Annotated in this window: 19 protein-coding genes; all 19 read left to right on the top strand. The window is 67.9% G+C overall.

Annotated features, from left to right (window positions below):
• Positions 1–4: 4 nt before the first annotated feature.
• The 19 genes from flhF (at position 5) to B9Y64_RS17100 (ending at position 23,343) form a co-directional block, all read left to right on the top strand.
• Positions 5–1,621, top strand: coding sequence for a flagellar biosynthesis protein FlhF (flhF, locus tag B9Y64_RS17190; protein WP_100441745.1), 1,617 nt, complete (start codon positions 5–7; stop codon positions 1,619–1,621).
• Positions 1,608–2,495 (top strand): MinD/ParA family ATP-binding protein, encoded by an 888-nt coding sequence (locus tag B9Y64_RS17185; protein ID WP_005409532.1) that lies wholly within the window; start codon positions 1,608–1,610, stop codon positions 2,493–2,495. Before flhF ends, B9Y64_RS17185 begins: the two co-directional genes overlap by 14 nt.
• Positions 2,492–3,235 carry an RNA polymerase sigma factor FliA gene (locus tag B9Y64_RS17180; RefSeq protein WP_100441744.1) on the top strand — a complete coding sequence of 248 codons (744 nt, stop codon included), beginning with the start codon at positions 2,492–2,494 and terminating at the stop codon, positions 3,233–3,235. Before B9Y64_RS17185 ends, B9Y64_RS17180 begins: the two co-directional genes overlap by 4 nt.
• 57 nt (positions 3,236–3,292) lie before the next feature.
• A complete protein-coding gene (cheY, locus tag B9Y64_RS17175; protein WP_006365466.1) occupies positions 3,293–3,685 on the top strand; it encodes a chemotaxis response regulator CheY in 393 nt (130 codons plus the stop codon).
• Positions 3,685–4,290 (top strand): protein phosphatase CheZ, encoded by a 606-nt coding sequence (locus tag B9Y64_RS17170; protein ID WP_049465790.1) that lies wholly within the window; start codon positions 3,685–3,687, stop codon positions 4,288–4,290. The genes cheY and B9Y64_RS17170 overlap by 1 nt, the downstream gene beginning before the upstream one ends.
• Before the next feature lie 2 nt (positions 4,291–4,292).
• On the top strand, positions 4,293–6,143 hold the full coding sequence (locus B9Y64_RS17165; protein WP_100441743.1) for a chemotaxis protein CheA: 1,851 nt from the start codon (positions 4,293–4,295) through the stop codon (positions 6,141–6,143).
• A gap of 90 nt (positions 6,144–6,233) precedes the next feature.
• Complete coding sequence (locus B9Y64_RS17160) at positions 6,234–6,974, top strand: flagellar motor protein (RefSeq protein ID WP_100441742.1); 741 nt, start codon at positions 6,234–6,236, stop codon at positions 6,972–6,974.
• Between the two features lies 1 nt (position 6,975).
• Complete coding sequence (gene motD, locus B9Y64_RS17155; RefSeq protein WP_100441741.1) at positions 6,976–7,992, top strand: flagellar motor protein MotD; 1,017 nt, start codon at positions 6,976–6,978, stop codon at positions 7,990–7,992.
• A gap of 4 nt (positions 7,993–7,996) precedes the next feature.
• Positions 7,997–8,779 (top strand): ParA family protein, encoded by a 783-nt coding sequence (locus B9Y64_RS17150; RefSeq protein WP_100441740.1) that lies wholly within the window; start codon positions 7,997–7,999, stop codon positions 8,777–8,779.
• Positions 8,776–10,077: a chemotaxis protein CheW gene (locus B9Y64_RS17145; RefSeq protein ID WP_100441739.1), complete on the top strand. Its 1,302-nt coding sequence runs from the start codon at positions 8,776–8,778 to the stop codon at positions 10,075–10,077. Before B9Y64_RS17150 ends, B9Y64_RS17145 begins: the two co-directional genes overlap by 4 nt.
• A 315-nt stretch (positions 10,078–10,392) precedes the next feature.
• The gene (locus B9Y64_RS17140; protein WP_061478730.1) at positions 10,393–10,701 is read left to right on the top strand and encodes an STAS domain-containing protein; all 309 of its coding nucleotides are present in this window, start codon (positions 10,393–10,395) and stop codon (positions 10,699–10,701) included.
• The gene (locus B9Y64_RS17135) at positions 10,698–11,063 is read left to right on the top strand and encodes a response regulator (RefSeq protein WP_005409521.1); all 366 of its coding nucleotides are present in this window, start codon (positions 10,698–10,700) and stop codon (positions 11,061–11,063) included. Before B9Y64_RS17140 ends, B9Y64_RS17135 begins: the two co-directional genes overlap by 4 nt.
• 45 nt (positions 11,064–11,108) lie before the next feature.
• Positions 11,109–13,106, top strand: a complete 1,998-nt coding sequence (locus B9Y64_RS17130; RefSeq protein ID WP_100441738.1) for a chemotaxis protein CheA — start codon at positions 11,109–11,111, stop codon at positions 13,104–13,106.
• 396 nt (positions 13,107–13,502) lie between these two features.
• A complete protein-coding gene (locus B9Y64_RS17125; protein WP_100441737.1) occupies positions 13,503–15,752 on the top strand; it encodes a methyl-accepting chemotaxis protein in 2,250 nt (749 codons plus the stop codon).
• Between the two features lie 248 nt (positions 15,753–16,000).
• A complete protein-coding gene (locus B9Y64_RS17120) occupies positions 16,001–16,774 on the top strand; it encodes a flagellar brake protein (RefSeq protein ID WP_100441736.1) in 774 nt (257 codons plus the stop codon).
• Positions 16,775–16,965: 191 nt separating this feature from the next.
• Positions 16,966–17,457, top strand: a complete 492-nt coding sequence (locus tag B9Y64_RS17115) for a chemotaxis protein CheW (RefSeq protein ID WP_100441735.1) — start codon at positions 16,966–16,968, stop codon at positions 17,455–17,457.
• A gap of 136 nt (positions 17,458–17,593) precedes the next feature.
• A complete protein-coding gene (locus tag B9Y64_RS17110) occupies positions 17,594–17,977 on the top strand; it encodes a hypothetical protein (RefSeq protein WP_075674549.1) in 384 nt (127 codons plus the stop codon).
• 101 nt (positions 17,978–18,078) lie between these two features.
• Positions 18,079–20,457: a methyl-accepting chemotaxis protein gene (locus B9Y64_RS17105; protein WP_100441734.1), complete on the top strand. Its 2,379-nt coding sequence runs from the start codon at positions 18,079–18,081 to the stop codon at positions 20,455–20,457.
• A 603-nt stretch (positions 20,458–21,060) separates the two neighbouring features.
• Positions 21,061–23,343 (top strand): methyl-accepting chemotaxis protein, encoded by a 2,283-nt coding sequence (locus B9Y64_RS17100; RefSeq protein WP_100441733.1) that lies wholly within the window; start codon positions 21,061–21,063, stop codon positions 23,341–23,343.
• The last annotated feature ends 14 nt before the right edge of the window (positions 23,344–23,357 follow it).

Genomic DNA, 23,357 nt, shown 5'->3' with positions numbered 1-23,357 from the left:
CAGCATGAAAATCAAACGATTCGTCGCCGCCGACATGCGCTCGGCCATGAACCTGGTGCGCAAGGAACATGGTCCTGACGCCGTGATCCTGTCCAACCGCCGGATCGAGGAAGGCATCGAGATCGTCGCCGCCGCCAACTACGACGAGAGCGCCGTGCAGCGTGCACTGGAAGCCTCGCGCCGTGACGTCGCACCGCCGCCGGCACCCAAGCCGCGCACCGCCGCCGACGCGGTGATCGCCGCGGTCACCCGCCGCCGCAGCACCACCCCGGCGCCGGAACCGGTCGCCGCCACCACCTCGGCGGTGGCCGCCCTCGCCCGCGCTGCGGTCGGTGCCACCGGCCGCACCCTGGACAGCGCCGACGAGATCGTGCCGACCCGTGGCAGCACCGGCTTCGCCGCCACCCTCGCGCGTGCTGCCGTCAACGAACCGGCACTGCCGGAACAGGTCTTCGCCCCGTTCGCCGAAGCCATCGTCGCACCGGCCGCCACCGTGCCGGCCCAGCGCGCCCGCTTCCAGATCGATCCGCCGCACCAGGCGCATCACGAAAGTGCGCCGGCGGCGGTGCAGCCGCCGCCGCTGCCGACCGTAGCCGCAGCCGACGCGCAGCCGGCCAACGCCGCCAGCGAACCGGCGTTGGCCGATGCCATCGTCGATACCGCGCCGGAGCCCACGCTCGCCCCGGCGCCGGTGCTGACCGTGGTTGCCCAGGACGATGCCGAGATCCGCCAGCTGCGCCAGGAAGTGGCCGGCATGCGCCAGGTGATCGAGCGCGAGATGAACCGCTTCACCGACGAGCGCCTGCGTGGCTGCCCGGTGCGCGCCACCGCGCTGGACCTGATGGACGAATACGGCTTCGACGCCGGCCTGGCCCGCGACGTGGCCATGCAGATCCCGCTGGAGACCGAAGCCCACCGCGGTCGCGGCCTGATGCTGGGGCTGATCTCGCGCAAGCTGCCGATCGCCCCGGTCGACCCGCTGGAAGAAGGCGGCGTGATCGCCCTGGTCGGCCCGACCGGCGCCGGCAAGACCACCACCATCGCCAAGCTGGCCTCGCGCTTCGCCGAGAAGCATGCACCGCGTGACGTGGCCCTGGTCACCACCGACACCACCCGCATCGGTGCCCGCGAACAGCTGTACGGCTACGGCCGCCAGCTCGGCATCGCCGTGCACGAGGCCAACAGCGGCACCGATCTGGACCAGCTGCTGGAGCGCCTGAAGGACTACAAGCTGGTGCTGATCGACACCGCCGGGCTGGGCCCGCGCGACCGTGCACTGGCCGCCCAGCTGCAGTGGCTGCGTGCCGCCCGCCAGGTCCGCACCCTGCTGGTGCTGCCGGCCAACACCAGCTTCGGCGACATGGACGAAGTGGTCCGGCGCTTCGGCGCCGCCAACCTGCAGGGCCTGGTGCTGAGCAAGCTGGACGAGACCGGCCGCTTCGGCAACGCCCTGTCGGTGGCCGTGGACCACGCCCTGCCGATCACCTGGGTGACCGATGGCCAGGACGTTCCGGACGACCTGCACCGCGCCAGTGCAGCCAATCTTGTACTTCGCCTTGAAGATTTGCGCCGAGCGGCCGATATGCCCTGCAACCCGGAGTTGAACCATGCCGTCGCGTGAGTACGCCAAGCTGACCAAGACCTTCCCGCTGTCGGCCACCCGCAGCGAGCCGCTCGGCCCTGTGCGCACCATTGCGGTGACCGGCGGCAAGGGCGGCGTGGGCAAGACCAACGTGTCGGCCAACCTGGCCGTGGCGCTGGCCGGCATGGGCAAGCGCACGCTGCTGCTGGACGCCGACCTCGGCCTGGCCAACATCGACGTGATCCTGGGGCTGAACCCCACCTTCACCCTGGCCGACCTGGTCGCCGGGCGCTGCTCGCTGGACGACGTCATCGTCGAGGGCCCGAACGGCGTGCTGGTGGTCCCGGCCGCATCCGGCCGCCGGCACATGGCCGAGCTGGCCCCGGCCGAGCACGTCGGCCTGGTCAACGTGTTCTCCGAGCTGGAGCGCGAACTGGACATCATGGTGGTCGACACCGCCGCCGGCATCACCGATGGCGTGCTGACCTTCTGCCAGGCCGCACAGGACACCGTGGTGGTGGTCTGCGACGAACCGGCCTCGATCACCGACGCCTACGCGCTGATCAAGGTGCTGTCGCGCGAACGCGGCGTGGACCGCATCCAGGTGGTGGCCAACATGGTGCGCGACCCCAACGAAGGCCGCGTGCTGTACGAGAAGCTGACCCGCGTCTGCGAAAAATTCCTCGCCGATGTCTCGCTGAACTACCTGGGCTGCGTGCCGCAGGATGACTGGCTGCGCCTGTCGGTGCAGCGCCAGCAGCCGGTGGTGAAGGCCTATCCGTCCAGCCCGGCGGCACTGGCGATCACCGAGATCGCACGGCGCACCGCACGCTGGCAGGCGCCCACCGAACCGCGTGGTGGCGTCGAGTTCTTCCTTGAACGCATCCTCAAGCAGCGCGGGGTGGCCGCATGAAAGGCGCAGCCCAGTACCGGGAGGTCCAGCGCACGGCGGCCAACGAGGTCATCGCCCAGCATTCGGACCTGGTGCGGCGCATCGCCCACCACCTGGCCGCACGCCTGCCGGCCAGCGTCGAGGTCGATGACCTGATCCAGGCCGGCATGATGGGCCTGATCGAGGCCTCGCGCAGCTACGACGCCGATCAGGGGGCCTCGTTCGAGACCTACGCCTCGATCCGCATCCGCGGCTCGATGATCGACGAAATCCGCCGTGGCGACTGGGTGCCGCGCTCGGTGCACCGCCGTGCCCGCGATGCCGCTGCCACCATCCGCCGCCTGGAACAGAGCAGCGGCCGTGCCGCCAGCGCCACCGAAGTGGCCGCCGCGATGGAGATGCCGCTGCCCGAGTACCTGCGCCTGATGGAAGACGCGGCCCGCGGCCAGGTGCTGAGCCTGGAATCGCGCATCGAAGACCAGGGCGAGCTGGACACGGTCGCCCAGGGTGGCCCGACCCCGCAGCAGGTGCTGGAGCGCGGCGAATTCGGCCGCGAGCTGGGCAAGGCCATCGGCCACCTGCCCGAGCGCGAACAGCTGGTGCTCTCGCTCTACTACGAGCAGGAGCTGAACCTGAAGGAGATCGGCGCAGTGCTCGGCGTGAGCGAGTCGCGGGTCTGCCAGATCCATGGCCAGGCCGTGCTGCGCCTGCGCGGCCGCCTGAAGATATTCGAGGCCGTCGACGCCGGCCTGGAAGAATGAACATCCCCGAGGCGGCTGCCCCCGGCCGCCCGGAATGAACAACAAAGGAACTCTGCTTTGAACAAGAACATGCGCATCCTGATCGTCGACGACTTCTCGACCATGCGTCGAATCGTCAAGAATCTGCTGGGCGATCTGGGCTTCACCAACACCGCCGAAGCCGAGGACGGGCATGCCGCACTGTCGCTGCTGCAGAGCCAGCCGTTCGACTTCGTGGTCACCGACTGGAACATGCCGGTGATGACCGGCATCGAGCTGCTCAAGGCGATCCGCGCCGACGCCAAGCTGAAGACGCTGCCGGTGTTGATGGTCACCGCCGAGGCCAAGCGCGAGCAGATCATCGAAGCCGCCCAGAGCGGCGTCAATGGTTACATCATCAAGCCGTTCACCGCGCAGACCCTGGAAGAGAAGCTGGGCAAGATCTTCGAACGCCTGGCGGCCAGCGCCTGATGGATACCACGGTCGACAGGAACGCCCTCGCCCTGCGCCTGCAGGAAGCCCTGGACGCATTGGAGTCCGGTGACGAAGCCGCGTGGCGGCAACGCATCGACGGACTGGTCGCGCTGCGCACGCAGCCGATGATGAGCGGCCTCTCGCGGCTGGCCCGCGAGTTGGGACAGGCGCTGGGTGAACTGCCGACCGTGCCCAGCGAGGCCGGCGAACTGGACGATGCCTGCGCGCGCCTGGACCACGTGGTGGCGATGACCGAACAGGCCACCCACCGCACCCTGGACCTGGCCGAGGAATGCCGCAGCCTGACCGAACAGCTGCGCGCCGAAGGCCTGCAGCCGGGCCAGGACGCGCAGCTCGAGCGCATCCGCCACAACCTCACCGAGATCGCCCTGACGCAGAGCTACCAGGACCTGACCGGGCAGATCATCCGTCGCGTGGTCGGCATCGTCCGCCGCGTGCACGAAGGCTTCGGCGCGCTCGGCCTGCCGCCGGAACAGCATCGCACCGACCCGGAACTGGCCGGGCCGGCACTGAAGGGACTGGACCGCCACGCGGTCTCGCAGAACGACGCCGACGACCTGTTGTCGGATCTGGGGCTGTAAGCATGAGCGCGGTATCCGACGACATCACTGCCGATTTCATCATCGAGGCACAGGAAATCCTGGATCGCCTCGGCGAACAGCTGGTGTCGCTGGAGCAGGCACCGCAGGACACCGAGCAGCTCAATGCAGTGTTCCGTGGCTATCACACGCTCAAGGGCGGCGCCGGCTTCCTCGGTGTCACCGCCATGGTCGAGCTGTGCCACGCCGCCGAAGAAGCGCTGGGCATCGCGCGTGCCGGCCAGGCCGTGCTGCAGGCCCACCACTTCGACGCGGCCCAGCAATCGCTGGACTACCTGCAGTCGATGCTGGACGCGGTGTCTTCCGGCACCGAGCCGGGCTATGCGCCGCCGGACCTGATCGCGCAGTTCGACATGCACGGGGCGGGCACCGCTGCACCGGTCGCGGCAGCCGCGCCCGCGTCCGCAGGCAGCGACCTGATCACCGATGACGAGTTCGAGGCCCTGCTCGACCAGCTGCATGGCGGCAATGCGCCGACTGCGGTCGCGCCGGCGAAGAAGGCTGACGACGGGCTGATCAGCGAAGACGAATTCGAAGCCCTGCTCGACCAGTTGCACGGTGGTGCTGCGCCGGGTGCCACGCCGGCCGCTGCGGTGGCACCGGCACCGATCGCTGCCCCGCGCCCGGCTGCCCCACCGGCAGCGGCAGCGGCGGCTAAGCCGGCCGCCAAGCCGCTGGCCGAGGCCGAACACACCGTGCGCGTGGACACCAAGCGCCTGGATGCGATCGTCAACCTGATCGGCGAACTGGTGCTGTCGCGCAACCGGCTCAAGACCCTGCGTGCGCGCCTGCGCGACGAAGAACTGGATCGCGCCGTGTCCACCCTGGACATCGCCACCGCACGCCTGCAGTCGGCGGTGATGCGTACCCGCATGCAGCCGGTGGGCAAGGTGTTCTCGCGCTTCCCCAAGGTTGCCCGCGACGTCGCCCGCTCGCTGAAGAAGGAAGTGGACCTGGAGCTGATCGGCGCCGAGACCGAGCTCGACCGCAACCTGGTCGAGGCACTGGCCGACCCGCTGGTGCACCTGGTCCGCAACGCCATCGACCACGGCGTGGAAATGCCCGACCTGCGCGAGGCACAGGGCAAGCCGCGGATGGGCCATGTCCGCCTGTCGGCGCAGCAGGAAGGCGACTACGTCAGCATCGAGGTGCAGGACGATGGCGCCGGCATCGACCCGGAAAAGCTGCGCGCGAAGGCGCGCGAGAAGGGCCTGATCGATCCGGAAGCCGCCGCCCGCCTCAGCAGCGAGGAGTGCCTGCACCTGGTGTTCCTGCCCGGCTTCTCGACCAAGCAGCAGGTCACGGATATTTCCGGCCGCGGCGTTGGCATGGACGTGGTGCAGTCGCGTATCCGCGAACTCAGTGGCCAGATCCAGATCCAGTCGGAGCTGGGCCGCGGCAGCCGCTTCCTGATCCGCGTGCCGCTCACCCTGGCGATCCTGCCGACCCTGCTGGTGCAGGCTGGCGAGGATGTCTACGCGCTGCCGTTGGCGCGCGTGATGGAAGTGCTGCACGCACCGCGCACCTCGCTGGGCTGGTTCGATGGCCGCGCCGTGCTCGACCGCCGTTCGCACACCCTGCCCCTGGTCGATCTGCGCCAGTGGCTGGATGTGACGCCGGCCGCGTCGACCCTGCTGACGATCGTGGTGCTGCAGGCCGGTGAAGCGCGCTTCGGCCTGGTCGTGGACCAGGTGCGCGGGCGCGAGGAAGTGGTCATCAAGCCGCTGCCAAAAGCCCTGCGCGGCCTGCGCGGTTACGCCGGTGCAACCTTGATCGGCGATGGTCGCATGGCCCTGATCCTGGATGTGGACGGCCTGCGCAGCCCGCACGACTGACCCGCTTCCTGAACCCGAAAAACTGTGAAGTCGCACCAGTAGACCGTACCGGTGTCTCAAGTCCCATTCATACAAGCCGATACCGGATCCATGGATAGACTCAGCCTCATTGGACTCTTTCTCGCCCTGGCCTCGCTGGTCGGTGGCAGCATCCTCAAGGGCGCCGGCCTGGCGTCGTTGTGGTCGCCTGCGGCGTTCGTGATCGTCATCGTCGGCACCGTGGCCGCGATCCTGCTGCACACCTCGCCGGCGGTGTTCAAGCATGCCTTCAGGATCGTGCGCTGGGTCGTGCGCCCGCCGCACAGCGATCGCCGCGAGTTGATCCAGCAGATCGTCGAGTGGAGCAACATCGCCCGCCGCCAGGGCCTGCTGGGCCTGGAATCGCAGGTGGAAGCGCAGCAGGACCCGTTCCTGCGCAAGGGCCTGCAGCTGCTGGTGGACGGTGTCGAGCCCGAATCGATGCGGCACATGCTGGAAATCGAACTGGGCAGCCAGGAACACCAGGACCAGGCCGGTGCCAAGGTCTTCGAAGCGATGGGCATCTACGCACCGACGCTCGGCATCATCGGCGCCGTGCTCGGCCTGATCGCGGTGATGAAGAACCTGGCCGACCCGAGCAAGCTCGGCCACGGCATCGCCGCCGCGTTCACCGCCACCATCTACGGCATCGCCTCGGCCAACCTGCTGTTCCTGCCGATCGCCGCCAAGCTCAAGAGCGTGATCTCGCACAACACGCGTGACCGCGAAATGGTCATCGAAGGCCTGATCTCGATCGCACAGGGCGAGAACCCGCGCAACATCGAAACCAACCTCTCCGGCTTCCTGCACTGACATGGCCCGCCGCAAGCACCACGAAGAGCACGCCAACCACGAAGCATGGGCGATCCCCTATGCCGACCTGATGACGCTGCTGCTCGCCTTCTTCGTGGTCATGTACGCGATCTCCTCGGTCAACGAGGGCAAGTACCGGATCATGGCCGACGCGCTCACCGATGCCTTCGGTGGCGCACCGCGCACGATCAATCCGGTGCAGGTCGGCAACAAGCAGGTGCAGGGCGGCGGCTGGGACAGCCCCTCGGTGATCAAGTCCGGGACCAAGGTCGGCCCCTCCGCACCGGCGCCCTCGCACGACCCGACCCTGCTGCCGTCGATGGCCTCGCAGATGCGCATGCCGGTATCGGTGCACAACCAGGAGCAGATCGCGCGCGCCGAGCGCCAGCTCAACAGCATCGCCGACCGCCTCACCGCCGCACTCGCGCCGCTGATCGACCGCGGCATGATCAGCGTGCGCCGCACCGAACTGTGGATCGAGGTCGAGATCAACAGCGACATCCTGTTCCCCACCGGCTCGGCCGCGCTGGACGTGCATGCACGGCAGACCCTGGCCAGCCTGGCCGAGGTGCTGCGCGACGTGCCCAACAGCGTGCGCGTGGAAGGCCACACCGACAACGTGCCGATCGCCACCGCCACCTTCCCGTCGAACTGGGAACTGTCGGCCGGGCGCGCAGCCAGCGTGGTGCATCTGTTCGCCGACCAGGGCGTGCAGCCGTCGCGGCTGGCGATGGTCGGCTATGGCCAGTTCCGCCCACGCGAAGAGAACGACAGCGCGCAGGGCCGCAACCGCAACCGACGGGTGATGGTCATCATCCTGGCCGACACTTCGCACTCGGTGGACCCGCTCGGCCAGCGCCTGAACGCCGCCACTGCCACCCCTGAAAGCACTGCTACCGAACAGGCCGCCGCAACTCCGGCCACCGTCCCCACCTCCCCCATCGCACCGGTGAAGTTGCCGCCGGTGCCGGCTGGCAGCCGCGTCGGCGCCGCCGTTCCCCCGGCAATGAAGGAGTAATCCGATGCGCATCTGGGCAGTCGCCAACCAGAAGGGCGGAGTCGGCAAGACCACCACCACCCTCGCCCTCGGCCGCGGCCTGGCCGCGCTCGGCCATCGCGTGCTGCTGATCGACCTCGATCCGCATGCCTCGCTCAGCCGCGCCTTCGGCGTGCCGGTGGATCCGCCGCCGGCCGGCGTGCTGGAACTGTTCGGCGCACCACCGGCGGACCTGTCCGGCCTGTGCCACGCCAGCAGCATCCATGGCCTGGACTACGTCTGCGCACAGTCGGCACTGGCCACGCTGGAGCGCCGCAGCGCCAACCAGCCCGGCCTCGGCCTGGCCCTGCAGAACGCACTGGCGCGCCATCAGGGCCAGCACGACTACATCCTGCTGGACTGTGCACCGACCCTCGGCCTGCTGATGATCAACGCACTGGCCGCAGCCGATCGCCTGGTCATCCCGACCCAGGCCGAGCCGCTGGCCCTGCACGGCCTGGATGGCATGGTCCGCACCGGCGAGATGGTCGAGCGTTCGCGCCGCCGCCCGCTGCCGATCTCGATCCTGCCGACCCTGTTCGATCGTCGTACCCGTGCAGGCAATGAATCGCTGCGCACCATGCAGGACCGTCATGGCACCCGTGTGTGGGAAGACGCGATTCCGATCGACACCCGCATCAGCAATGCCGCCGGCCTGACCCTGCCGAGCGTCGGTGAGGACTACCCGGGCCGCGGCCTGGCCGCCTACCGCCGCGCATTGAACTGGATCCTCGGCGAGGATGCCCGCGCCCTGGAGCAGGCCGCATGAACAGCACCGGCATCCTCGATGATTACTTGGACGAACTGCTGGGCGAGGCGATCGCCACGGCTCCGCCTGCGGTGCCGCCGCCCGCCAGTGCCGCGCCATGCCCGGCGATCGAAGCGGCCACCGAACGCGAGCCGACCTGGGATGACCTGCCGGCCGAAGTGATCTACGAAACGGAATCCGTTGCCGCCACACCGGGCGAGGACAACGCCGCGCTGGAGGCCGCTTTCGAAACCGCTGCCACAGCCGGTAGTGCCGCGCCAGGCCCGGCCAGCGCAGCGGTCACCGAACGCGAGCCGACCTGGGACGATCTGCCGGCCGAAGTGATCTACGAAACGGAATCGGCCGCCGCCACACCGGGCGAGGACAACGCCGCGCTGGAGGCCGCTTTCGAAACCGCTGCCACAGCCGGTAGTGCCGCGCCAGGCCCGGCCAGCGCAGCGGCCACCGAACGCGAGCCGACCTGGGATGACCTGCCGGATGAGATCCTTCACGAAACCGCGCCGGCACCCGCTGCGGCCGTTGCAAAAACCGGCCCGGAACCCACCTGGGACGATCTTCCGGACGAAGTGATCTACGAGACCGATCCGGCGGACAGCCATCGCCTCGCCCACACCGACAGCCCCGGCCTGCAGGCCGCCTTCGAGGCGGCCGCCGGCGGCGAAGACGTCCCCACGCCGCCGCCCGCCGTGGTTGCGGCACCCGTGGCGCCGCCGGCGGCAAGGGCTGCGCCAGCGCCGGCCGCAGCCGCCGCCACACCGCCGCCGCGCGTCGCCGTCGATGCACCCGCGGGCAACCGCCCCGGCACCTGGCAGGAACTGCAGGCGCAGGCTCACCAACCGGCACGCAGCCCGCACCCGCAGAACCGTCGCGCCGGCGAACGCACCTCGCGCTGGCTGCGCCTGCGCTGCGGCACCCAGGCCTATGCACTGGAACTGCTGAAGGTCCAGGAAGTGGTGCTGCCGGTGCCGCTGCTGCCGCTGCGTGGCACCGCCGCAGCCATGCTCGGCATCATGAACCTGCGTGGCCAGGTGGTCCCGGTGATGGATCTGGGCCTGCACCTGGGCGCGGCCGCCGCCGAGGACGACGCACAGACCCGCATCGTGGTGCTGGAAGAAGACGGCGAGACCATCGGCCTGCGCGTATCTGCGGTGGAAGATGTCGCCAACCTCACCGATTCTCAGATCGAGCCGCCCGACACCGCGCGCATCTGCCAGATCTCCAACGACCTGTTCCGCGGCGTGGCCCGGGTCAGCCAGCGCCCGATGATCCTGCTCGACGCCACCCGGCTGTTGAGCTGACCCGAAAAGAAAAAGGGGACGGAGGGGATTAAGTCGCAAACGTCCCTGTGATCTGCTGCCCGCCAGCCGAGTCGGCGCTTTGCACTGACGCGTTGCCTGTCAGGGGCGCAAGGAATTGATCGGTTGGATCAACACCTGACGTCCCCGCTGCGCGGTCGCCATTGCCAATGGCAGCCAGGGACGGGCGCGGGCGTTTGCGACTTAATCCCCTCCGTCCCCTTTTTTGATGGCGACTGCGCGGCACCGCGTCGATTTCCCTAAAGAACCCCACCGGGGTGCCGTTATGGATCACGGAACCGTTTGTCCGGAGCAACGATGAGCACTGTCGAACTGGGTGGGGATCTCGGCATCGAGAGCACTACCGAGCTCAAGAACCGCCTCGCCCCCCTGGTGGAGCAGGCAGGCGAGCTGACCCTGGATGCCAGCCAGGTCGCCCGCATCCACACGGCCGCCGTGCAGGTGCTGTGTGCCTTCGTGCAGGCTCGCCGCGAGGCAGGCCTGGGCACCGGCTTCCACGGTTGCACCGCAACCTTCAGTGACGCCGCGCGCCTGCTGGGCGTCACCCAGGCCCTGGGCCTGGACGTAACCCATGACAACCTGAAATCTGTGGAGAACGCTGCATGAGCGCACGTATCTTGGTGGTGGACGATTCGGCGTCAATGCGCCAGATGGTGTCCTTCGCCCTCACCTCGGCCGGTTTTGCCGTCGAAGAAGCTGAAGACGGCGCGGTCGCGCTCGGTCGTGCCAAGGGCCAGCGCTTCAATGCGGTGGTCACCGACGTCAACATGCCGAACATGGACGGCATCGCGCTGATCCGCGAACTGCGCCAGCTGCCGGACTACAAGTTCACCCCACTGCTGATGCTGACCACCGAATCAGCCGCCGACAAGAAGTCCGAAGGCAAGGCCGCCGGCGCCACCGGCTGGCTGGTCAAGCCGTTCAATCCCGAACAGCTGGTCGCCACCGTGCAGAAAGTGCTGGGCTGATCGCCCGGCACCGCTCCCCCTCTTCGCTTCCGGACCACCACTGCCATGAGCATGGACCTGCAACGCTTCCACGCCACCTTCTTCGAGGAGAGCCGCGAAGGCCTCGACGCGATGGAGGCTGGCCTGCTGGCCCTGGAATCGGGGCAGCAGGACGCGGAGATCATCAATTCGGTGTTCCGCGCCGCCCATTCGATCAAGGGCGGCGCCGGCACCTTCGGCTTCGATGCCATCGCCGGCCTGACCCATGTGCTGGAGACGCTGCTCGATGAGCTGCGCGCCGGGAAGCGGGCACTGGAAGGGCACGCCGTCGACGCCATGCTGTCCTCGGTGGACGTGCTGCGCGCCCTGCTGCGCGAAGCCGAACACGGCCAGGCCGCCGATCCGGCCGCGGTCGCCGCGGTAAAGGCGCGCCTGGAAGCGGTTCTTTCCGGCCAGGCCGCAGCCAGCGCCCCGGCTGCCACCGCAGCCAAGGTGGACGATACGCCGGAAGCCTGGCAGATCGGTTTCACCCCGGCACCGTCGCTGTTCATGAGCGGCAACGACCCGCTGCGCATCATCCGCGAACTGGAACATCTCGGTTCGCTGCAGGTCGCCGCGCGTATGGAACGCCTGCCCGGCTTCGCCCAGCTCGATCCCCTCGAAGCCCACCTGGCGTGGGATCTGGGCCTGGTCGGCAAGGTACCGCGCAGCAAGATCGAAGACACCTTCGCCTGGGTGCTGGACGACTGCGAGCTGGACATCCGTCCTGCCGCGCCGCCGAGCCTGGCCACCCAGGCCCCGGCCGCTGCTGCTCCCGCTGCGGCGGCAGTGGCCCCATCGGCGCCTGCCGCACCCGCTGCACCTGCCGCCAGCGGTGGTGCCAGCCAGGAGGCGGAAACCTCGATCCGCGTCAGCGTCGACAAGGTCGATGCGCTGATCAACCTGGTCGGCGAGCTGGTCATCACCCAGGCCATGCTCAAGCAGGTCTCGCACGCGCTGGACCCGGTCCATGCCGAGAGCCTGTTCGCCGGCCTGGACCAGCTTGAACGCAACACCCGCGACCTGCAGGAAGCGGTGATCGGCGTGCGCATGCTGCCGGTGGACGCGGTGTTCCGCCGCTTCCCGCGCCTGGTCCGCGACCTGTCCAGCCGCCTCGGCAAGCAGGTGCGCCTGCGTACCGTTGGCGAAGGCACCGAACTGGACAAGGGCCTGATCGAGAAGATCGCCGATCCGCTGGTGCACCTGGTGCGCAATTCGATCGACCACGGCCTGGAAATGCCCGACATCCGTCGCGGTGCAGGCAAGGACGAGACCGGTACGATCACGCTGGCGGCCTCGCATCAGGGCGGCCATATCGTCATCGAAGTCAGCGACGACGGTCGCGGCCTGGACCGCGCCAAGATCCTGGCCAAGGCTCACGAACGCGGCCTGGCCGTGCCGGACAACCCGACCGATTCGCAGGTGTGGGACCTGATCTTCCAGCCGGGCTTCTCCACGGCCGATGCGGTCACCGACCTCTCCGGGCGTGGCGTCGGCATGGACGTGGTCCGCCGCAACATCCAGGCACTGGGGGGCGAGGTGCAGATCGAAAGCAGCCTCGGCGCCGGCACCCGCACGCTGATCCGCCTGCCGCTGACCCTGGCCATCCTCGATGGCATGACCGTGGCGGTGGCCGGTGAAACCCTGATCCTGCCGCTGGCCTATGTGCTTGAGGCGCTGCAGCCGCAAGCCGAAGACATCCGCAGCATGGCCGGCGAAGGCCGCGTACTGCGCGTACGTGGCGAGTACCTGCCAATCCTGTCGCTGAGCGAGTACTACGGCTACGGCAACCGTGCACCGGGCAGCGAATCGCTGGTGGTGGTGGTTGAAGGCGATGGCCAGAAGATCGCGCTGGAAGTGGACGAACTGGTTGGGCAGCAGCAGGTGGTCGTGAAGAACATCGAGAACAACTACCGTCGCATCGGCGGAGTGTCCGGCGCCACCATCCTTGGTGACGGCCGCGTCGCCCTGATCGTCGACATCGGCGGGCTGGTGCGTTCGCTGCGGATGCCGCAGGCCGCCTGATCCACGCTGCAAGCCTGCACTGAACCGCCGCCCCCAGGGGTGGCGGTTTTTGTTTGCGCGCGTTCCGGCGATGGGGCCGCGATGGGGTCAGATCCCTTTCCTGCGGACAGGGATCTGACCCCCGCCTGGCGGCGCCGCCCATTCCGTGAACTTCGTCGCCACCATGGTTTCGCGCGCAACCACCCCACTCAAGCGAAAGCCCTGCCACTGCAGCACTTTCGCGCTTCCACCCCTACGCAACCGAATGTGATCTGCGTCCATAAAGTCCGCGCAGCTTGCGCCGTTATTCCGCAATGACGGCCGTCACCGAACCCCCACCGGGCACCACCGTTCGCGATGCAACCACCCCCAGCCGGCGCACCGCCGCCGGCACTCTGCCCACCTGGAGCACCCCGCATGAAGTGGTTCCAAGATCTGCCCATCGCCCGCAAGCTGGCCGTGGGGTTCACGCTCACCACGCTGATGACCCTGGTCCTCGGCGCCTTCGCCCTGCTACGCCTGAGCGAGGCCAACAAGCAGCTCGGCGAGATGGCCGGCAACGATATTCCCTCGGTCCAGCACCTGGGCGAAGCGCGCTCGCAGCTGGGCGAATTCCGCACCTACGAACTGGCCTTGCTGAGCATGCTCGACCAGCCCGACAAGGTGGCCGACTACAACAAGCGCATGGACGACACCGCCAGGACCGTGCACGAGGAGCTGGCCGCTTACTCGGCGCTGCCGGCACTGGCCAAGGAACGTGAACTGTATCGTGCAGCCAGCGCGCAGCTGGATCGCTACTTCGCTGCCAACAAGGCCATGCGCGAAGCCGTGGCCGCCGGCGATGGCACCCTCGCACAGCAGATTTCCGATGAGCAGTCGCGTCCGGCGCGCCGGGACCTGTTCGCCGCGATGAAGACCCTGGGCACCCACATCGCCGGCCTGATGGACGGCAAGATCGCCGATGCCAATGCCACCCACCGCACCAGCATGATCGCCATCGTCGGCTGCATCGTGTTGCTGTCGCTGGTGGCCGCCGCGCTGGCCACGGTCATCTCGCGCGCCGTTACCGGTCCGCTCGGCAAGGCCGTTCATGCCATCCAGGCCGTCGCCCGGGGCGACCTGAGCGTCAGCACCCAGGCCACCAGCAAGGACGAAGCCGGCAAGATGCTGGCCGCCACCGCCGACATGACCGCGATGCTGCGTCGCTTCTCCGAGCAGACCCAGCTGATGGCAGAAATGCATGCTGGACCTGACATCAGCCACCGTATCCCGGAAGACTTCCCGGGCGTCTATGGCCAGCTGGCCGGCGGCATCAACACGGTGATCTTCGAGCACCTGGATGCCATCCGCGATGCCATCGACGTGCTCAACCAGTACGCCATCGGCAATCTCAGCCCGGATGCACGCCGCCTGCCCGGCAGCCGCGCGATCCTGCACGAATCCATGGATGCGGCCAAGGCCAGCCTGCTGGCGATCAATTCGCAGATCCAGCAACTGGCCGCAGCGGCCGCCGCCGGTGACTTCAGCCAGCGTGGCGACGCACAGCGTTTCCAGCACGACTTCAAGCTGATGATTGAGCATCTCAACACCATGATGCAGGTCGCCGACGGCAACCTCGGCCAGCTCTCGCAGCTGCTGCAGTCGATCGCCGCCGGCGACCTGACCGCGCGCATGGAAGGCCAGTTCAACGGCGTGTTCGCGCGCATGCGCGACGATGCCAACACCACGGTCTCGCAGCTGACCCAGATCGTCGGCCAGATCCAGGCCAGCGCCTCCAGCATCACCCTGGCTGCCGGCGAGATCGCCTCCGGCAACAGCGACCTGTCGCGCCGCACCGAGCAGCAGGCCGCCAACCTGGAGGAAACCGCCGCCTCGATGGAGGAACTGACCTCCACCGTGCGCCAGAACGCCGAGCACGCCCGCCAGGCCAACCAGCTCGCCATCGGCGCCCATGGCGTCGCCTCGCAGGGCGGCGACGTGGTCGGCCAGGTGGTCACCACCATGTCGGCCATCGAAGCCTCCTCGAAGAAGATCGCCGAGATCATCAGCGTCATCGACGGCATCGCATTCCAGACCAACATCCTGGCGCTGAACGCTGCAGTGGAAGCCGCCCGTGCCGGTGAGCAGGGCCGCGGCTTCGCCGTGGTCGCCAGCGAAGTGCGCACCCTCGCCCAGCGCTCGGCCGCTGCCGCCAAGGAGATCAAGGGCCTGATTGACGATTCGGTCGGCAAGGTCGCCGAAGGCTCCAGCCTGGTCCACCAGGCCGGCAGCACCATGGGCGAGATCGTCGCCTCGGTGCAGCGCGTGACCGACATCATGGCCGAGATCTCCGCCGCCTCGCAGGAACAGTCGGCCGGCATCGAGCAGGTCAACCAGACCGTGGTGCAGATGGACGAGACCACCCAGCAGAATGCGGCGCTGGTGGAGGAAGCCACCGCCGCCGCACGTGCGATGGAAGACCAGGCCGTGCAGCTGGGTGAAGCCGTGGCCCGCTTCCGGCTGGCATCGCAGAGCGTCGCCGCTGCACCGGCACGGCTGGCGAATGCGCCGCAGCCACGCCAGGTCGCGGCTGCCCTGCCCGCCACCAAGGCAGCACCGGCACGACCGTTGCGCGCATCGGCCGCCCAGCCGGCGCTGGCTGCCGAGGGTGATTGGCAGGAGTTCTGAGGACACTGGGGTCGGATCCCTCTTCCCTGGGAGAGGGCTCTGACCCCACCCAGAAAGCATCCACGCATGGCGTGGATCTACCGATGCCGAGAGCCACGGAGCCGGATCCCTTTCCCACGGGAAAGGGCCCCGACCCTTCATGCATGGAAAGTGATGCAAATCTCACTTCATAATCCGGTGCAGAGGCCGATATCCCCATCGAGCCTCGCACCAACGCGTGCTGGCGCCCGCCCCTGACCGTAAAATCCATGTCCGACGGCAACGACACTGCAGTGCATGATGTCCACGCGGCCGACGCCGCTGACGAGCGTTTCCTGGTCCGCAACCCGCGTCAGCTGCGCCAGCTGCTGCGCTCGCTGATCGACCAGCGATCACTGATCAACGCGCATATCGACGGCCGCGACCGTTCGTTCCCGACTGCGTTGCTTGATCTCGACGAAGACGAGGACTACCTGCTGCTCGATGGCAGCCCGCAGGAGGCCTCCAACCGCGCCGCCGAGCAGTCCGATCACCTGCTGTGCTTCGCCCAGCTCGAACGGGTGCTGGTGCGCTTCCGCCTGCACGAACTGCAGCGCGTAGACAACGACGGCCACGTAGCCTTCCGCGCCCCGCTGCCGGACGAACTGGTGCACCTGCAGCGCCGCGAGCTGTACCGGCTGGAGACCCCGGTCACCGATTCGCCCCAGCTGCTGCTGCCACCCGGCGAAGCGCGCGCCGAAGCCCTGTCGATGCGGGTGGTGGACATCAGTGGCGGTGGCCTGGCCGTGGTGGTCCCCAATGACTGCGCGGTGTTCGGCCTGCAGAAGCGCTATCCGGCACAGCTGTCGCTGCCGGACGGCCCCGACCTCGACATCGAGCTGGTGGTCTGCAACCTGCTGCCGCAGCGCCAGCCCAATGGCATCGAGGTCAAGCGCGTGGGCATGCGTTTCGAAAGCCTGCCGCGCGGCGCCGACAGCGCCATCCAGCGCTACATCTTCCGCATCGACCGCCAGCGCAAGGCACGCCGCAACGGCGAGCTCTGAGGCCAGGGCAGCAGGTGGTGCCGGCGGCTGGCCGGCAACCCTGGAACGCATGCCGGGGTCAGATCCCTTTTCCCTGAAAAGGGAAAAGGGATCTGACCCCATCCACGGCACTGCCTGGCACCTAAAGTCCCCCCCAGCGGGGCCGATATCGAGCCTGACACCGGGACTTCCGGCAGAACCAGGACCCCTCGATGAACGACAAGACCAGCTCCGCCGCCAGCGCCGGTGGCGAATTCCTCAGCTTCACCCTCGGTGACGAACACTACGGCGTGGACATCCTCAAGGTGCAGGAAATCCGTGGCTACGACGCGGTGACCCGCGTGCCGGATGCCCCCGACTACATCAAGGGCGTGATCAACCTGCGCGGCACCATCGTCCCGGTCATCGACCTGCGCCTCAAGCTGCGCCTGGACAATGCCCGCTACGACGCCTTCACCGTGATGATCGTGCTGAACGTGGAAGACCGCGTGGTCGGCATCGTCGTCGACAGCGTCTCCGACGTGATCCCGCTGTCGGCCGAGCAGATCCGCCCGACCCCGGAATTCGGTGCCGCCGTCGATACCCGCTTCATCTCCGGCATCGGTACCCACGACGATCGCATGCTGATCCTGCTGGACATCGAGACCCTCCTCGACAGCGCCGACATGGGCCAGCCCAGCCTCGCCGAAGACGTCGCTGCCTGAGCAAACGGAACTGCTTCACGTTCCAGTCACAAAACCCTTCAGTTCCCCGCGGCGATGCCGATAGGGGGACAGAAGCCGGCCGCGCAGGAGCGCGCAGGACCGGCCCGACCGTTACCATCCCCGGAGATACCCCTCGATGAAGTCCCTGCTTGCGTTCGTTTCGGCCGCCGTCCTGGCCACCACCGCCGCCTCTGCTTTCGCCCAGTCGGCCGACATGATCCCGCCGGAAATGGCACCGCGTTCGGTCGGCAAGGACGGCATGGTCTGTGGCAAGGTCGAAAAGGCCCGCTACGCAGAAGGTTCCGAAGGCCAGCCGACCTTCCTGTACATGGGCGGTGCCTTCCCGCGCCACACCTTCTCGGCCCGCATCGCCGGTGAGAACCGCGGCAAGTTCTCCTTCCCGCTGGAAACCCTGGAAGGCAAGACCGTCTGCGTGATCGGCAAGATCCAGCGCGACGCGTCGCGTGCGGAAATCGAAGTCAGCTCGCCGTCGGCACTGAAGCTGGCCAACATCAAGTAATCCGCTGTTCGTCGAGCCACGCCGGACCTGGTGCCGGCGTGGTTCCTGCTGCAACCGGGCCCGATGCCCGGGCGCGTCTGCCTTAGGAGCCTGCAACGCCCATGCCGTGGATCAACAACCTGAAACTGATGCCGAAGCTGATGCTGACCTTCGGCGTCATCCTGCTGGTGATGCTGCTGCAGGGCATCGTCGCCTATCGTGGCCTGCATTCGCTGAACAACGTCACCACCGAGCTGGCGGGTTCGCGCATGGAAAGCATCCGCATGGCGGGCGAGATGCGCGGCATGCTGGGCGAATACCGCAATGCCGCCTACCAGCAGCTGATCCGCGCCAGCGACGACGTCAAGTCCGATGCACGCAAGCAGGCCGTGGAGCTGCGCGAGAGCATGGACAAGTCGATCAAGGGCTATCCGGCACTGGTCGACAACCCGCAGCAGAAGAAGCTGTTCGACACCTTCGCCAAGGAATGGAAGGACGCCCTGGCCTCCTATGACAGCGTCACCGAGATGCTGGAACTGGACCTGCCGGACGACGCCATCGATACCTTCGTCGGCGAAACCCGCACCAAGCACCGCAAGGCCGCCTCGGCGCTGGAAGCGCTGATCGCCGAAGACAACCGCCTCGCCCGCGCCTCGCGCGAAGAGGCCGCATCCACCTACTCCGCCTCGGCCGTGCTGACCGTGATCGCCCTGCTGGGCGGCGCCGCGCTCGGCCTGGTGCTGGTGTGGCTGTTTGCCCGCGCCCTGGTCGGCAGCGTGCGTGGCGCCGTCTCGGTTGCCAACGACGTGGCCGGTGGCAAGCTCGATGGCCACATCGACGTCAGCCGCCAGGACGAAGTGGGCGAACTGATGCAGTCCATGCAGCGCATGCAGCGCGACCTGCGCGAGCGCATCGAGACCGACCAGGCCATCGCCCGCGAGAACCTGCGCATCCGCACCGCGCTGGATTACAGCTCGACCGGCGTGTACCTGACCGACACCAGCAACACCATTGTCTACAGCAACCGCGCCCTGCAGCAGACCCTGAGCCAGTACCAGGACGAAGTGCGCCGCGACCTGCCGGACTTCGATGCGCAGGCCTCGCTGATCGGCAAGCCGGTCACCGTGCTTGAACACCGCGGCGAGATGGACCAGACCCTGCTGAACAACCTGAAGGCGCACGGCGTCGCCCGTCGCCCGATGCAGTACGGTGATGCCCAGTTCGCCCAGGTGGTCTCGACCATCCGCAATGAAGGCGGCGACACCGTCGGCTACGTGGTGGAATGGCGCGACCGCACCCAGGAAGCGCAGGTTGAAGCCGAAGTGGCCCGCGTGATCGCCCAGGCTGCCGCTGGCGATCTGTCCGGCCGCATCGATGCCTCCGACAAGGAAGGCTTCTTCCTGCAGCTGGCCCAGCAGATCAACGGCCTGCTGGACGCCAACGCCGGCAGCATCGAACAGATCTCCAGCCTGCTCGCCGCACTGTCGCAGGGCGACCTGACCGTGCGCATGCATGGCGACTACCAGGGTGTGTTCGCCCGCATGCGCGACGATGCCAACGCGACCGCCGCGCAGCTGAGCGAGATCGTCACCCGCATCAAGCAGTCCAGCCGTGCCATCAGCTCGGCTGCCGGCGAGATCGCCTCCGGCAACAGCGACCTGTCGCGCCGTACCGAGCAGCAGGCCGCCAACCTGGAGGAAACCGCCGCCTCGATGGAGGAACTGACCTCCACCGTGCGCCAGAACGCCGAGCACGCCCGCCAGGCCAACCAGCTCGCCATCGGCGCGCATGGCGTCGCCTCGCAGGGCGGCGACGTGGTCGGCCAGGTGGTCACCACCATGTCGGCCATCGAAGCCTCCTCGAAGAAGATCGCCGAGATCATCAGCGTCATCGACGGCATCGCGTTCCAGACCAACATCCTGGCACTGAATGCCGCAGTGGAAGCCGCCCGTGCCGGTGAGCAGGGCCGCGGCTTCGCCGTGGTCGCCAGCGAAGTGCGCACCCTCGCCCAGCGCTCGGCCGCTGCCGCCAAGGAGATCAAGGGCCTGATCGACGACTCGGTCGGCAAGGTCAACGATGGCTCGGCGCTGGTGCACAAGGCTGGCGCGACCATGGGCGAGATCGTCGCCTCGGTGCAGCGCGTGACCGACATCATGGCCGAGATCTCCGCCGCCTCGCAGGAACAGTCGGCCGGCATCGAGCAGGTCAACCAGACCGTGGTGCAGATGGACGAGACCACCCAGCAGAATGCGGCGCTGGTGGAGGAAGCCACCGCCGCCGCGCGTGCAATGGAAGAACAGGCCGGCCACCTCAGCGAAGCGGTGTCGATCTTCGTGGTCGACGAAGCCGATACCGTGGTGGCCCCGCCGCGTGTCACTGCCCCGGCTCCGCGTGCCGCCGCACCGGCAGCACCGGCCCCGGCTGCCCCGCCGGCCCGCCGTATGGCGGGTGGTCGCCCGATGGCGACCGAACTGGCCGATGGAGACTGGCAGGAATTCTGATTCCGGCCTGATCGGACGTACGAGAACGCCCCGGCCCTGCGCCGGGGCGTTTTCGTTTCGGGGTATCCGGATATCCAGCCAACGGCGAAGCCCCTCGGGGTGGCCGTGGAGAGCGCGCGCCCCGGATTGAAGAAGGAAGCGCGAGAAGCAAAAGCCCGGTCGCTTCCGGGGTCAGATCCGTTTTCCGCAGGAAAACGGATCTGACCCCTCTTTCCACCTGGAAACCCAACGCCCTTGCCGTCCGACACCGAAATGCCGGGAGGGCTGGGCCGGGGTGGGCAGGCAGGACCGTTGGCGCCATGGATGGCGCCATCGAGCCCCCATGGACGGGTTTACGGCGTGTCCTGCCTGCCCACCCCGGCCCAGCCACCTACTGACAATCCAGCGCCGACCAACCGCTGTTGCTGTTGCTGTTGCTCTTGCTGTTGCTACAAAACCAGCCTGCCGCAGGCAGCCCCGCAGCCGCCGCTGCAAGGAAACCTGAATACGTTCGGACACCGCGCCTCAATCCCCCGCTCCCGCGGCCGATAACGGGGTTGTCACGGCGTATCCCGCCGCTGGCCGGCTCGGCGCCGCCCGCCCGCTTCGACCTGGTCCTGCTCGATGAATCTCCTGCATCGCTGGCAACACTACTTCAGCAATCTTTCCGTCCGGCGCAAGCTCAACCTGCTGACGCTGCTCATCGCGCTCGGGGTGATCGCGCTCTCGGTGATCGCCGCCCGCATGCAGTACCTGGATCTCACCGAGACCCGCAAGACCGCGCTGAAGACCCAGGTCGAACTGAGCTACGGCATCCTGCAGCACTACCACCGCCTGGCCGGTACCGGCGAGCTCAGCGAAGAGGCGGCCAAGAGCGCCGCGCTGCAGGCCCTGGAAGTGATGCGTGCCGAGAACGATACCTACTACTTCAACGTCTACGACACCGGCTACCGGCTGCTGATGCACCCGTTCCGCAAGGACCTGGTCGGCAAGGACATGAAGGACTTCCGCACCGACGACGGTGTACGCATCTACTACAACCAGGTCGAAGCCGCCCGCGCTGGTGGCGGCTTCGTCAATTACCGCTGGGCCAAGCCGGGCAGCAAGGGCGATGTCGAGAAAGTCGCCTACGCCGGCCTGTTCGCGCCCTGGAACTGGGTGGTCAGCAGCGGCGTCTACATGGACGACGTGCAGAAGCAGGCGCTGGTGTTCACCGCGATCATGGCGGTCTCCGGTGGCGTGCTGGTGCTGATCGTACTGGCCCTGAGCTGGCTCATCGGCAACCGCATCGCAGTGCCGCTGAAGCAGGCCACGGCCGTGGCCGAAGGTATCGCCGCCGGCAAGCTCGACAGCCACATCGGCGCGCAGCCGCACGACGAAACCGGCCGCCTGCTGCACGCCATGGCCGGCATGCAGCAGCAGCTGCATGCGGTCATCACCGGCCAGCGCGAAATGGCCCGCCGCCACGATGGTGGCGAACTCAGCTACCGCATCGACGCCAGCGCCTTCCCCGGCGAGTACGGGCTGATGGTGCAGGAAACCAACACCCTGGTCGGCAGCCACGTACAGACCCTGCACGATGTGCTGGACGTGGTGCAGCAGTACGCGGTCGGTGATCTCAGCCGCGACATCGCGCGCTATCCGGGCGAGAAGGCCGCGATGACCACCACCGTAGACACGGTCAAGGCCAACCTCGGCCGCATCAACGCCGAGATCAAGCAGTTGGCCAGCGCCGCCGCAGCCGGCGACTTCAGCCGCCGTGGCGACGCGCAGCGCTTCGATCACGATTTCCGCCTGATGCTGGAAAACCTCAACGCGATGATGGCGGTCAGCGATGACAACCTCGGCAAGCTTTCGCAGCTGCTGTCGGCCATCGCCGAAGGCGACCTGACCGCGCGCATGCACGGCGACTACCAGGGCGTGTTCGCGCGCATGCGCGACGATGCCAATAGCACGGTCTCGCAGCTGACCCAGATCGTCGGCCAGATCCAGGCCAGTGCTTCCAGCATCACCCTCGCCGCTGGCGAGATCGCCTCCGGCAACAGCGACCTGTCGCGCCGTACCGAGCAGCAGGCCGCCAACCTGGAGGAAACCGCCGCCTCGATGGAGGAACTGACCTCCACCGTGCGCCAGAACGCCGAGCACGCCCGCCAGGCCAACCAGCTCGCCATCGGCGCCCATGGCGTTGCCTCGCAGGGCGGCGACGTGGTCGGCCAGGTGGTCACCACCATGTCGGCCATCGAAGCCTCCTCGAAGAAGATCGCCGAGATCATCAGCGTCATCGACGGCATCGCATTCCAGACCAACATCCTGGCGCTGAACGCTGCAGTGGAAGCCGCCCGTGCCGGTGAGCAGGGCCGCGGCTTCGCCGTGGTCGCCAGCGAAGTGCGCACCCTCGCCCAGCGCTCGGCCGCTGCCGCCAAGGAGATCAAGGGCCTGATTGACGATTCGGTCGGCAAGGTCAACGATGGCTCGGCGCTGGTGCACAAGGCTGGCGCAACCATGGGCGAGATCGTCGCCTCGGTGCAGCGCGTGACCGACATCATGGCCGAGATCTCCGCCGCTTCTCAGGAACAGTCGGCCGGCATCGAGCAGGTCAACCAGACCGTGGTGCAGATGGACGAGACCACCCAGCAGAATGCGGCGCTGGTGGAGGAAGCCACCGCCGCCGCACGTGCGATGGAGGACCAGGCCGGCCAGCTGGCCGACGCCGTGGCGATCTTCCGCCTCGACAATCAGGTCGCGGCCGCGATGCAGGCCGTGGCCGCGCATGTCGAGCCGGCCCGCGTCGCCGCTGTGGCACGTCCGCAACCGGGCCAAACGCAGGTACCGGCACCGGCATCGACGCGCCGTAGCAGCAACACCAGCACGTTCGCCGCCAGCGACAGCGACTGGCAGGAATTCTGAGACCCACCTGCGGC

The sequence above is a fragment of the Stenotrophomonas maltophilia genome, assembly GCF_002799245.1.
In the GTDB taxonomy this organism is placed as follows: domain Bacteria; phylum Pseudomonadota; class Gammaproteobacteria; order Xanthomonadales; family Xanthomonadaceae; genus Stenotrophomonas; species Stenotrophomonas maltophilia_S.
Note: the sequence above shows the minus strand (reverse complement) of the source record. Positions and strands in the feature narration are given on the sequence as shown.